This window comes from Nostoc sp. (assembly GCF_036917135.1).
GTDB lineage: Bacteria > Cyanobacteriota > Cyanobacteriia > Cyanobacteriales > Nostocaceae > Nostoc.
This window is the reverse complement of sequence record NZ_JBALEA010000089.1, coordinates 33271-45952: the sequence shown is the minus strand read 5'-3', so window position 1 is coordinate 45952 and position 12682 is coordinate 33271. Positions and strand designations below refer to the sequence as shown.

At 40.7% G+C, this 12682-nt stretch carries 14 protein-coding genes; 7 read left to right on the top strand and 7 right to left on the bottom strand.

Annotation, left to right across the window (positions count from 1 at the left end):
- The first annotated feature begins 613 nt into the window (after positions 1 to 613).
- Together V7K50_RS27825 and V7K50_RS27820 are read left to right on the top strand one after the other, a co-directional pair.
- A complete protein-coding gene (locus V7K50_RS27825) occupies positions 614 to 931 on the top strand; it encodes a hypothetical protein (RefSeq protein ID WP_334965821.1) in 318 nt (105 codons plus the stop codon).
- Positions 928 to 1290, top strand: coding sequence for an aspartyl protease (locus V7K50_RS27820; RefSeq protein WP_334965819.1), 363 nt, complete (start codon positions 928 to 930; stop codon positions 1288 to 1290). Before V7K50_RS27825 ends, V7K50_RS27820 begins: the two co-directional genes overlap by 4 nt.
- A gap of 185 nt (positions 1291 to 1475) precedes the next feature.
- Here the strand turns inward: V7K50_RS27820 and V7K50_RS27815 are convergent, their stop codons facing one another.
- From V7K50_RS27815 to V7K50_RS27805, 3 genes are read right to left on the bottom strand one after another with little or no spacing between them, the layout of a single operon-like run.
- On the bottom strand, positions 1476 to 2849 hold the full coding sequence (locus tag V7K50_RS27815; RefSeq protein WP_334965818.1) for a DUF1802 family protein: 1374 nt from the start codon (positions 2847 to 2849) through the stop codon (positions 1476 to 1478).
- Between the two features lie 2 nt (positions 2850 to 2851).
- A complete protein-coding gene (locus V7K50_RS27810; RefSeq protein WP_334965816.1) occupies positions 2852 to 4843 on the bottom strand; it encodes a hypothetical protein in 1992 nt (663 codons plus the stop codon).
- Positions 4844 to 4881: 38 nt separating this feature from the next.
- Positions 4882 to 5532, bottom strand: coding sequence for a hypothetical protein (locus tag V7K50_RS27805; protein WP_334965814.1), 651 nt, complete (start codon positions 5530 to 5532; stop codon positions 4882 to 4884).
- 577 nt (positions 5533 to 6109) lie between these two features.
- On the opposite strand from V7K50_RS27805, the gene V7K50_RS27800 reads away from it, so the two are divergent.
- Both V7K50_RS27800 and V7K50_RS27795 read left to right on the top strand, forming a co-directional pair.
- Positions 6110 to 6607 (top strand): hypothetical protein, encoded by a 498-nt coding sequence (locus V7K50_RS27800; RefSeq protein WP_334965812.1) that lies wholly within the window; start codon positions 6110 to 6112, stop codon positions 6605 to 6607.
- Between the two features lie 95 nt (positions 6608 to 6702).
- Complete coding sequence (locus tag V7K50_RS27795; protein ID WP_334965810.1) at positions 6703 to 7059, top strand: translation initiation factor; 357 nt, start codon at positions 6703 to 6705, stop codon at positions 7057 to 7059.
- Positions 7060 to 7213: 154 nt separating this feature from the next.
- Here V7K50_RS27795 and V7K50_RS27790 read toward each other — a convergent pair whose 3' ends face one another.
- The 4 genes from V7K50_RS27790 to V7K50_RS27775 all read right to left on the bottom strand — a co-directional run bounded on the left by V7K50_RS27790 (position 7214) and on the right by V7K50_RS27775 (position 9759).
- Positions 7214 to 7429 (bottom strand): NAD(P)H-quinone oxidoreductase subunit O, encoded by a 216-nt coding sequence (locus V7K50_RS27790; protein WP_099103214.1) that lies wholly within the window; start codon positions 7427 to 7429, stop codon positions 7214 to 7216.
- Between the two features lie 113 nt (positions 7430 to 7542).
- Positions 7543 to 8433 (bottom strand): DNA-formamidopyrimidine glycosylase, encoded by an 891-nt coding sequence (locus V7K50_RS27785; protein ID WP_334965808.1) that lies wholly within the window; start codon positions 8431 to 8433, stop codon positions 7543 to 7545.
- A gap of 243 nt (positions 8434 to 8676) precedes the next feature.
- The gene (locus V7K50_RS27780; protein ID WP_094349537.1) at positions 8677 to 8892 is read right to left on the bottom strand and encodes a photosystem I reaction center subunit IV; all 216 of its coding nucleotides are present in this window, start codon (positions 8890 to 8892) and stop codon (positions 8677 to 8679) included.
- Positions 8893 to 9174: 282 nt separating this feature from the next.
- Positions 9175 to 9759, bottom strand: coding sequence for a PAP/fibrillin family protein (locus V7K50_RS27775; RefSeq protein ID WP_334965806.1), 585 nt, complete (start codon positions 9757 to 9759; stop codon positions 9175 to 9177).
- Positions 9760 to 10002: 243 nt separating this feature from the next.
- Between V7K50_RS27775 and V7K50_RS27770 the strand changes: the two genes are divergently transcribed.
- From V7K50_RS27770 to V7K50_RS27760, 3 genes are all read left to right on the top strand, one after another.
- The gene (locus V7K50_RS27770; protein ID WP_334965804.1) at positions 10003 to 10242 is read left to right on the top strand and encodes a DUF3134 domain-containing protein; all 240 of its coding nucleotides are present in this window, start codon (positions 10003 to 10005) and stop codon (positions 10240 to 10242) included.
- A 79-nt stretch (positions 10243 to 10321) separates the two neighbouring features.
- Positions 10322 to 11413 (top strand): phospho-N-acetylmuramoyl-pentapeptide-transferase, encoded by a 1092-nt coding sequence (gene mraY / locus V7K50_RS27765; protein ID WP_334965802.1) that lies wholly within the window; start codon positions 10322 to 10324, stop codon positions 11411 to 11413.
- Between the two features lie 232 nt (positions 11414 to 11645).
- Complete coding sequence (locus V7K50_RS27760; RefSeq protein ID WP_334965800.1) at positions 11646 to 12617, top strand: CobW family GTP-binding protein; 972 nt, start codon at positions 11646 to 11648, stop codon at positions 12615 to 12617.
- Positions 12618 to 12682 lie beyond the last annotated feature (65 nt).

Below are 12682 nucleotides of genomic sequence, written 5' to 3'. Positions count from 1 at the left end.
GCAATTGCCATAACTATATCAAAGCAGGAGCAACGCGATTTGGTGAGATTGGATAAAAAGGTGCGATGCCTTCTCTACGAGACGCTACGCCTACGCTAAAAATTATATTTAAGTACAAAGTGGCTTTATTTGCCATTATTATACTGATTCACCGGAAAATTTGTCTTGATGAAATATCTCAAAAAGATTACAGCAAGCTATTTAACGATTTTTTAAAAAAGAAGTAAAGCAATCAATTAGAAGATGTTTTAAAAGTTCTCTGGTCGGTAGCAAAACGTTTTAGTTTTAAATGAACACCAGATACACAGATAAAGCATAGGTAAGAAAATAAACTTATTTTATTATCTTTAGTTAATAGGTAAATTGCGGAGAAAGTAAAAGCGATCGCCTTTATCTTCCAATACTCTTGGGTTAAGCATTTCTTTGTTCTCTCTGCGTCCTTGGCGTTATTCTCTAACGAAACTCTGCGCGATGGCGGTACCCTGCGGGAAGCCGAAGCGTCTACGTTAAAAAAATTTACTTTGACAAAGAGTTTTAGCCTTAACTGAACCGTATTGCTTTATCTTTCTGTAAAATAAAGTTAAGGCGGCATTAATAAATGGGGTTAATTACTATGAATGAATCAACGGCAAAACAACCTGCACGTAGAGGCAGAATTTTCCCAGAACGCACTTTACCACCAGAAGAACTTGCTAGACGCAAAGCTGAAGATGAGGCATTTTATCATCGCTGTCGGGAAATTTTTGAGCGTGTACGTCCCGATTTAATTAAGGAACACTACGGCTGGTATATTGCAGTAGAGCCAAATAGTGGTGATTACTTAATTGATGTGGATAAAATGCAAGCTCATAAAAAATCCCTTGAAAAATACTCAAATAGTAGACATTGTGTATTCTGTTTAAATGAAACGGGAACCACTGGCACAATATGATTCAGGGGGACTTTGGAGATAATGGGCAACTATTTTTTGAAATTGATTTGATTACATCTGATGGATTAGATTTGCCTGTAGATGCTATGTTGGATACTGGTTTTACAGGCTTTATGGCTATTAACAAACAAGATTTAGATGGTCTTGATTGGGTTTATATCGGTGAGGAATCTCTACGAACTGCTAAGGGAGAATCAAGATTTGATATTTATTTAGGCAAGGTGATATTAAACGAGCAAGAGTATGAAATTAATGTTTATGTGGGCAATGAAATTAGGGAAGTATTGTTAGGCTCAGAGTGGCTAAAAATTCTGCCGTTGGTGGTGAATTATCAGGCTGGTATATTAACTTTTGGTTAACTGCGATCGCAGTTATAGCGGTTCCGATTCAGATGCGGTACAACATTATATCGCGGGTTGTAGGGGCACGGCACTGCCGTGCCCCTATGAGTGTACGTCACGTAAACGAGAAGTGCTATATTTTTAAATGAACAGCCCCTCCAGAGATAAAGCATAGGTAAAAAAATAAACTTATTTCACTATCTTTAGTTAATAGGTAAATCGCGGAGAAAGTAAAAGCGATCGCTATTCCAATCACTGCCTTTTATTCGTCCTAAATAGCCTGTTAATGGTGAAGAAAGTTCAATCAGAATTTCGTGCATTTCTGCTATTTTTATTGGCTGTGGCGGATGTGAGCCGAAATACGCACCATGTAGAGCTTCAACACCAGCAGATTTTATACCTGAGTTTTCTAAATAGTTTTTGACAAGCTGGATAATGTGCGATCGCAACCTTATAGATTGTTCAACTTTATTAATATAAGTATTAATTTTATCTTCAGCTAAACCAAAAGGAGCTTGTTGCAAATACTCTTTTAGTTCTAACAAATTGATAGAATTTTTATAGTGTGCTTGCAGTTCAACTAGTTTTTGCAGTGTTTCAGGGCTAATAACATTCATTTCATTTTCGGTAGCTGTTCTTGATGCGTAAAAATTTAATTCTCCGGCGGCTACAATTAATTTAATAGAATTGTCATACTGAAATTTCCCAAGATGGTTCATACCTATTTTTAGTAACTGTGCAGGTGTACCATCAGGAACTTTCTCCGTTTTAGTTGCTTTGCACTCTCCTACTATTGGATAAGGTTGTTCAGCGTAAAAATCCATGCCTCCTGCGCCACCCGTTGCATCTGGATTCAAACCTGAACCTGTAAAGCCTAATTTTAGTAATCCTCTACGAACTAATTTTTCAAATGTATGTCCGTCGCTAGAGTTCCCAACTTCAGCAATTTTATGAATCCAAGGTAAGTCTAAATCTAATGAGTTTTTTGATTTATCACTACTCCAACCCAAAAATGCTTTGATATCGTCGTCTAATTGTTTCGCTGCTGGTTGGCTAATGGTTAGGGATGCGATCGCACTCTGCAATTCTTCCAATTCAGGATGTAGCGGGGGTTCTAGCTTTTCTAATTGGCGTTTGCGTTGGGCGAAGGTGCGATCGTTTATTACTGGGTTGGCTTCAGAAACCGTTAGAGAATTAGGTAAACTAACAAATTTTCCTAGCTTTTCCTGAATGTTGGGATTAACTAATATTTCTTGCAACTCAGGTAACTGATAGACACGCAAGTAAGCCAGGAAAAGATACTGTTGTTTTTGTAGTATCTCCTTTAATGCTTTTGGTGTCCATATTGTTAACTTAGACAAAATATCTAATGGCTTACTCTCGTCTAAAATTTCGCAAAGTTCACATTTAGCCCAAGCTTTAATTGAAACTGAAGAGTCAGCAGGATAAAGTGCAAATCTCTGCCCAGGACGAATAAACATCCTGGGTAAAGCTGCAATTGTTCGCCCCTGTATTAAAGCTTCAATATCAGAGACAGGTAGACACAGCGCTGTTGGAATTGAAAACTGCTGATTCATTTCTAGTTAGCTATAAGGTCGATATTGTCAGCAGGATTAATTGGCTGAGGAATTGAAATAGGAAATTCATTATCAACCCAATTATCATAAGAAGGAGGGCTGATAATTTCTCGAATCAGAGGGTTATTCATTGCTATTTTTTTCTGTTTAATAAAATCTAGAACTTGTTTCTGAAAATCTAAAATATCTTTCTCCTCTGTGATCCCGTAATTTTCACTACCCCAGTAAACCCATGAGATAGCTACAAGAGCTTGAATATCTTCACTTTGTAGTGCTACCCACTTTCCGCCTTTTCTTTTGTCTAATAGTAGTCTCAATTTCTCTTTAGCTACTGCTGCACCTGGATTAATAACATTTGAGCGAACTAAACAACCACGGGTTAAGTTAAATGTTTCGTAGTCAATTAGTCGTTTCAATGCAGCACCTACATTTGCACCATCTTGCTGAACTACATCTACTCCAATCCTTAATTTGTTCCTTTTGCCAATTAATTTGCCAATTATTTTGAAATCCATGAACCCATTATTTACTGCGCTAGGCTCTACTTCTTCAAGTGATTCAATTATTACTCCTTCTAAAGTTTCTCCAATTAAGCTATAGAAGGAAAGCCAAAGGGCATTAGAAATTGATTTTTCATCTTCTAACAGTTCATCAATAGCCTCCTTCACATCTACTAGCTCTTGATGGAAGTATGTTTCAACAAGAGATATATTAACTTGTTGTCCTGTATTTTTGTTATTGTTATCAGCAAACTTATTATCATAATCTATTTGATTTTTCTCAACAATATCTTCTTCGCTTTGAATCTCACTATTATTAATGTACTCAATTGGCAGAAAATTCTCTGCACACCATTTTAAGATTGACCTAACAGTAGGTTTCTCTTTACCTCGTTGCCTAAGCTTATTTTCATCAAATGGGTAGAGAAGATGAGGAGGAATTTGTTGATTTTCTTGATAAAACTCTTGTAGCCATCCTTTAACAAGAGCAATAATATCATCAGAATTGAGATATTTTAATTCAATTGGTTGTCTATCAGCTTGTTCACTTACTAATCTATCAATGACTGCCTCAGCTTGTGGCAAAAGTCTGATTTGCTCATTCCAAGTTTCAGGATACATAACCGACAGGAAAACACCTCTTTTGAGATTGTTATATAGATCCTTAACTAAGCTTGCAATAACTTGTGCTGTTGTCAAACCATTTTCTGCAACGTCTGCATTATCTAATTCATCAAAGCAAAGTACTGGAACTTTATAATGGCTAGTAATATCTAGAATCTGCCGAATATTACGTAAAGATTCTGTCTCTCTATCCTCTTTTTTGGGATTTGGCAAACCCATTGCTTCAGCTTCTTCCTTTGTTAGTTCTAAACCAGATAGCCAGCGATTTGCATAATTAACATGATCTGGAGAAAGTGTCCACAAAATTGCTTTAACTATGTAAGGGTTGCTAATTTCAGGCTTTATTGGTAGAACTAGCTTTGTAAATTGTTCAACAAAGTTAGTTGAATATTTATTTAACCAAGTTGGATATTGGCTAATATACTGTTGTGGTGTGTAGTTCCATTGCTTCGCTTCGTTAATTAAAGCCGCCGCGATTTCTTGCCACTGCATCACCTTTTGATTACCATAAGCTCTGAGGCTAGAGGCAACACTTTGTAAAAATTCATATTTGATTTGATTTAAGTTATCATATTTACTCATGTAAATAAATAAGCTATTATTTTCTGCCTGTAAATGATGACGAATTCGACTAATAATATGGCTTTTACCTAGTCCTCTTTCAGCTACAATAGTGATACCTACAGTTGTACGCTGCCCTTTTTGGATTTTGTCAAGTGCATCAAATACCGCATTAGAGGCATGAGCATTAATTGAGGATACATCAGGAAAACTTTTTCCCCATATTTGCTGCGGTTTAACAACAAGATGCCCTGCAAATGGGTTTTGTTTCTGAATTAATTCGTCAATCATAGATGTGCTATTAATCATATTAGTGTGAGGTTTATGAGTAAAGAGTCTAAGAAAGTTTAAGGTTTCAGACGTTTTGAGTAGCAGCGTAATCCATTGAGTTCTGTAGTAATAGAATCTTCTATTTTGTCGCTTGCATTATCCTCTACGGTTCCGCCTTGCAGTTGCAAAATATCGTCGGCTTGCATTTCCAGCAGCCAATCATTAAACTCTGTACGACTCACCCGATCGCCAATTCCTCTTCTAATGCGATAAATTGGCACTAGATTATTAAAGTTGTACTCATAGTTCAACTTGTCGTAGACTTCCAACGCCACAGATTTAAACTCGTCGTAGGATGCGATCGCACCCTTAACCCCATTAACCAGTACATCTGCACCAGCCACCGCAACATCAATCTGACTAATCCACCTCGCCAACGCATTCGCCGCCCAAGTACCAACAATCGTCCCTTCAAACTTAAAATCGCTACTTCTCAAACCCTCACCTAATACCTCTAAACCCTTGCCAGATGTCAGAGAATATCCCTTTTTGGAAATTGCGATCGCACCCTGCTTCTGCAATTCCTCGAATATGCCCTGATAATCTGCTACCTTCTGGCTTTTGGATACAATTCGCTTAGTGAGTTGACCCTTCTTAACTTCCTGCTGAGTTCCTCCCAAATCCCACAAAGCCAAAAGGAGACGAGTGCTAGTATTTTTTGATGTCATATTGAGTGTACTTTTTAACAAAAAGCATCATAGTAACTGTATCTTTTTAAATTATTTACCCAGAAAAAATAACCGAGAAATTGCTGAACATTTCCGCGTTTGGGCTAAATTGACGCGAGTTAAATGAACCTCTCCCTACCTAAACTTCAAGTCTTTGCCTCTCCGACTCGGAGAGGGAGGGTTTTACTACGTAAAACCAGGGAGAGGTCTTTTTTATTTAGACGGACAGTAACTATATAACCCGTCGAAATGAGGTTACAGCAGTTTTCATGTATTTGAACCACAGATGTCGTAGGGAACATGCTGTGCCCCTACCGCGTGGTCTATTTACCTGAAAATAGCTGTAAATAGATTAATCAAAAATCAACAATATATTTCCTTAGGATGAATGCAGTTTCTCTCAAAGGCGGGATGGAATACTTGAGAAAATGGATAAAGATAATAGAGAAACGCTGTAGCTGTGCAGTTGTAAATTGAGTGGTAGATGTTTTTTCAATACCAGGCGAAATAACAGGAATTCCAACTTTGTTTTTGCAACAGCTACGCTTTTAGCAAATACAGGTGATGATGAAATCCAATGAACACAACAATATATAAAGAACGTAAAATAGTTTCGCGTCTATTTGCAGTCCTGCTTTCCGCATTGCTAATGGTACCCTTGCTGAGTAGCTGCGGTGGCGGTTCCCGAAACGCTTCAGTTCCACCACCTGTTGATGATAGTGTTGGTAGAACAGTCAGCGAACGCAACACCACAAACCAACCCGAAGCTAAGAAAGGATTGGGTACAGGGCAGAAAGTAGCGCTTTTGGCGGGAGCTGCGGGACTTTATTACCTCTACAACAAGCATAAAAATGCTTCACAAGAAGGAGCAGAAGGCAAGTATTATCTTTCCAAGAATGGGCGTGTATACTACCGTGACGCTGAAAAACGCGCTCACTGGGTAACTCCACCAAAAGAAGGAATTCGAGTGCCGGAATCTGAGGCGCAAAAGTATCAACAATTCCAAGGCTATAACGGGAGTACCACAGGTCGCGATCTCACTGGCATAACTTCATCCGCAGCTCCATCACTCTAGATCAGTGAAGCGTGTGTAAATAAGAAAGCGGGTTTCCCGGAGGATAACGCCAATCGCGCACGTCGGAAACACGAACTTAAATCAGGAGACAGATTATGGTAGATGAATTTTTGCGAAAGGCGAAGGATTTGCTTTTAGGGTCGAACAGCGATCAAGCTGAAGAAGATGCTAAATTGCGCGATGGGCTACGCCCCGCCGGAGGCGATCGTAATGTACGTCCAGCCAGCGAAGATCCCTACGGTGATCCCGCAGATCCGGCATCTTACGGCAACGTCACCCCAGCCAGTGAAGACCCCTACGGCGACCCCGCAGATATCGCCTCTTACGGCAACGTTCGCCCAGCTAGCGAAGACCCTTACGGCGACCCCGCAGACCAAGGGGAGTTTGGTAACGTCCGTCCAGCCAGCGAAGACCCCTACGGCGACCCCGCAGATGAGGATTCCCGTCGTTAACGTGAAACTGGTATTTGGTCACGCAGTATTGCTTGTTTACCTATCAAATTAAACTTCACAAAAAACTAAATATCTCTCCTACAAGGAGAGATATTTTTAATTTTCCCCCTTCCCATGTCGGGAAGGGGGTTGGTTTTCCGTGGACTTTTCCAGATTATTTAAATTCTTCGAGTTGATCTACACGTAACCAAATATTAGGTGTTGGCACTTTTCCAAACTTAATCAGGGCGTAATCACCTTTGATATCTACAATTTCGCCCTTGGTTTCAAACAAATAAGAAGGAAAGCGAGTATCACTGGCTTTTGCCTCCAGACTGTTTTCCAGTTTCTCGCGGACAGCGCGAACCATATCTCCTTTTTTGACTGCCATTAGTTCCTCTCTAAAATTTGTAACTAGTTTCATCTGCATTTTAAGAGAGTTCCGACTTAGAAGTAAAACTCCTAACTCCTAATTCCTAACTCCCAACTCCTAACTCCCAACTCCTAACTCCCAACTCCCCGTAGCGTTTGACACTGGGAGCAAAAATGACTAGATCGCCCAGCTAACCTAAGCCGTTGAATTGCTGTGCCACAGACTCGACAGGGTTTTCCAGCGCGGTTATAAACCCAGGCAACACCACCATAGTTGCCGTTAGTACCTTGGACATTTAGAAAATTACTAAAAGTCGTACCACCAGCCTCAATACTCGTTTCTAAGACTTGAATTATGGCTGTTCGCAAACGCTCAATTTGCTTTAGCTGCAAATCTATACACAAGGTTTCAGGTAAAATTCCACTCTTAAACAACGCTTCATCGGCATAAATGTTACCTAATCCCGCCACCACCGATTGATCTAGTAGCGCAGTCTTAATTGGACGGCGGCGATTTTGGAGTTTGCTTGCTAGATACTCAACAGTGAATTCGGGTGAAAATGGTTCTGCTGCCAGTTTTCCCAAACCAGTGATAATACTTTCTACCGCAACACCAGGCGGAACCAACCACATTTTACCGAAGGTACGCTGATCTACAAAGCGTAATTCCTGGTGTTCCCCAAAGAATAATCTGACCCGCGTATGCTTGTGTAATGGTTCATCTCGATCCAACCATAGTAATTGACCAGTCATTCGCAGATGAACCCCTAGCCAACTGCTTGAGGGAAGAGAAGATGAGGAGAGTTCGGCCAGGAGATATTTACCGCGACGATGCCAAGTAGCGATCGCTGCGCCAACCCCAGAGGGGTATGCATTCTTTTGAATTCTATCAAGAAATTCATTGACAGAAAAAGGGTAGGCGATGGTGCGATCGAGCAACACATCTCCCCCCGTGATTTCTTGGTTGAGGGTCAATTGATTTAGACCCCTTCGGACTGTTTCAACTTCAGGCAGTTCAGGCATTCAAACAGATTAAGCAAGCAATTTTGATGTCCTTGGGGGGTCAATAAAGAAGAGATTGGGTAGTAACTTACACAGCCGTAGATAGCTCGTATTACTACCCTAGAGAAACCGTAAATACCCGCAGGGCGGCTCTCGTAGATTAGGGTAGTCTAGGATGAAGAACGAATGAACTGAAATTTTCAGACTTCAGACTTCAGACTACCCTTCATCATCGCATCAAATAAGCCCCTTGTAGCTTTGCTGCTATTTTTTAGGTGCTTTAGCCTTTGGTGCTTCAACCTCGACTAATTCATCCTGGGCAAAGTTGTTGGTATTGATACCAGAATAATTGACCTTTTCAAAGCGGACAATTACAGGGTATTTGATGCCGCTTTGGTCAATAGAAGCCACAGTTCCTAAATCCTGAAACCAGTAGGATTCAGGGCGGAGAATACGTACTTTAGAACCACGTTGAACCATGATTATTTTCCCTTTTAGTTATCAATCGCCAATCTAGAGGGCTAATTGATTTCACTCTACAACCTCAAGGTTGCAACAAGAGTCTTTGTTAAGTTATTTGTCTGAATTGGGTATGGGGCATTGGGAATTGGGCATGGGGCATGGGGCATGGGGCATTGAATATTAGTTATTCTTTCTCCCTCATCTTCCTGATCTCCCCAAATTTAAAACGGTATTGTAACCTACTTGACAAGGTACACGTTATAGCTTACCTTCGTTCCCAAACAGTTATTTTGTACAAACTTATGTTTTAGTTAAGACAAACACACTTCCCTCGTTACCTCTACCGATCCGCAGATTGTTATCTATATAAGTGATATCTAACCAGCCTTGCTGTTTGTCACTGTTTATGGCAACATCAATCGCCGGAAATTTTCTACCTGCTTCAATTTGTTGGATAAAAGTTACCGGAGAATTGTATTCTATTAAACGTTGTAAGCCGATAATAGACCGCTCAAATTTCACCTGGACACGCCGACCGGAAACTGGCTCAAATTTAGCAGCAATGCTGACTAATCCTGACAAATAAGGTAAGCCATAAATCTCAGCTATGTTGTAAATACTGGTAGTCTCTACCCGGATACACTGATAGATTTGACCGAGTTTGCACAAAGGTAGACGATCTAAGTTTAAAAGAGCCTTGCTAGTGGTGTATAGTAATCGCCAATTGCCATCTAGCAAATTACTAGCTTCCACCGGACGGGGCGTAGGATTAAAGTCTTCTAAATTGGCGATCGCTGCTAGGATAGCCTGTTTCTGTCCTTCAGTCGCCAGTAGACCGCGATTTGTAAGTGCGATCGCATCGATCAGAGCTGCTTTTCCCATCATCGCCTGTCACCTCAAAAATCACTCACCTTCCATCAGCATAAACAAGATATTCATGAGATATATGTAGAGCCATAAAAATAACTAAGAATCGCTTGACCTAAGCCTTATGCCCATTAAATAAAAAATTTCTATCTCAATGCGGATTTGTCAACCAAAGGGTTGAAAAGATAACTAAATAAATCCGTGTCAAGTGATAGACTCTAAATGTCAACTTACCTAAACCTTTTCTTGTCCTGACTCGATATGTTGAACTCTCCATTACGTGAAGAACCTCGTAACCAACGAGCCGATGTCATCCACCTAAAGCCAGAATCTTCTTTGTTGGACTGGTTGCAAAGCAGCGATCGCATCATATCGCGTGACGTTCACGAACCGGATTTTCAAGATAACGAAGAAGGAATAGACTCTTTAATGGGTGTAGAAGATGGAATTGGTTACGACCTCGATGATGATGAGGATGATATAGAAATCGCTGAGAATTAGCCTTTTCAAGCTAGGGAATTGGTAGTATTCCTAGTTCCTGGTATTTAGTTTTATAAGTGTGGAGTGAAGGGAAACTTTTGTGGACGCTAAATTATCTCCTGAGCAAGGATTAAATATTTCTGGAATCGCTCTAGCCTCTTTATTAGCCGTAGGGCTAGGTACAACAGCATTTTTCTTGGATTCGATGGCCAATCGGCTACCGTGGCAAAGTATGTCGTTAACCCTGCCACTACTGTTGTGTACGCTGGGTTCAGGTGCCGTGGGCTATTGGGTAATACCCTTACTTCAAGCACTCAAAACTGGACAAATCATTCGTGAAGATGGACCCCAAGCCCATTTAAAAAAGGCAGGCACCCCAACAATGGGAGGTATATTTTTTATACCTGTATCTGTGATGCTTGCCTGTATATTGTCTAACTTTGCTAAAGATGTGCTTGCAGTTTCGGCTTTGACAATCAGCTACGGATTGGTTGGCTGGCTCGACGATTGGCAAATTCTGCGCCGGAAATCAAATAAAGGTATATCTCCCAAAACAAAACTGGCTTTGCAAGTGAGTTTTGCGGCAGTGTTTTGTTTCTGGCTGATGTTTAATCAACCTTCTAATATTACAAATATTGCTCTGCCTTGGGTGGGCTTCACACTACCATTAGGATTCCTATTTTGGCCTCTAGCAGGTTTTGTGCTAGTTGCAGAAAGTAATGCCACTAATTTAACAGATGGTATTGATGGGTTAGCAGCAGGAACAGTAGCGATCGCACTTTTGGCATTAGGTGCCCTGATCGCCCCGACAGCACCAGGGTTGATGGTTTTCTGTGCGGCTTTAAGTGGTGGTTGCTTAGGTTTCTTAGCCCATAATCGGAACCCAGCCCGCGTTTTCATGGGAGATACCGGTTCTTTGGCGTTGGGAGGAGCTTTAGCGGCTGTAGCATTATTGACAAACACCTTAGTAGCTCTATTTATTCTCAGTGGTATCTTCTTCGTAGAAACCCTTTCGGTGATGGCGCAGGTAAGTTATTACAAAGCTACCAAAGGACCCGATGGCAAAGGCAAGCGCCTCTTTAAAATGGCACCTTTACACCATCATTTAGAACTAACTGGCTGGTCAGAATTGCAAGTGGTGGGAGTATTTTATATAATCGCTGCTATATTGGCTACTATCTGTTTAGCGTAGGCGCAGCCCAACCCAGGTCTTACCCTGAGCCTGCACCGAAGGGCATCGCTCCATTCTGAATCTTTTAAAAAATTACTCGAATACAAAACGACAACTCCCACGTCTTCAGGGAGTTGTTTTTTTATTTATTTTGCTGAAACCCAAAATAACAGCAAGTTCGCACAAAAATATGAAAAGATTTATGATATGTGATAATGATTATCCACAAGGTGAGACAAGGGGAATTTAGAGTATGGTGGCTGACGTAATCAACAATTCAGTTCCCGTTACTGTTCTTACAGGTTATTTGGGAGCAGGTAAAACGACTCTACTCAATCACATCCTCACCTACGAACACGGCAAAAAAGTTGCTGTGATTGTTAATGAATTTGGGGAAGTGGGTATTGATAATCAATTGATTATCGATGCAGATGAAGAAATTTTTGAAATGAACAACGGCTGTATCTGTTGTACAGTGCGCGGCGACTTAATTCGCATCATTGGCAATTTGATGAAGCGGCGTGATAAATTTGACCATATAGTAATTGAAACCACTGGACTAGCCGATCCTGCACCAGTGATTCAGACATTTTTTGTTGATGAAGATTTGCAAAGCCAACTGTCTCTAGATGCAGTGGTGACAGTCGTAGATGCCAAACATATTTGGCAGCATTGGGATGCAGACGAAGCCCAAGAACAAATTGCCTTTGCCGATGTGATCTTACTTAATAAAACAGATTTGGTGGCGCCAGAAGAGTTGGATGAATTAGAAAAACGGATTCGGGCGATGAATGCGATCGCCAAAATCTACCGTACCCAGAATTCGGAACTAGGAATAGACGCTTTATTAGGTGTAAAAGCCTTTGATTTAGACCGCGCATTAGAAATTGATCCAGATTTCTTAGGCGAAGATGCCCACGTACACGATGAAAGTGTTTTTTCAGTAGCTTTAGTAGAAGCAGGTGCAGTGGATGGAGAAAAATTAAACACTTGGCTTTCCGAGTTACTGCGTACCCAAGGAACAGATATATTTCGGATGAAAGGCATTTTAAATATTGCTGGAGAAGATAATCGATTTGTGTTTCAAGGAGTACACATGATATTTGATGGGAAACCCGATCGCCCCTGGAAACCAAGCGAAACCCCCAAAAACGAACTAGTTTTTATCGGTCGCAATCTTGATGCAGCCCAACTCAAGCAAGATTTTCTCGCTTGTTTAGCATAAAAGGGGATTGGGGACTGGGGATTGGGGATTAGGAAGAAACAAGGTACACAAAGGAGAGATGTGTT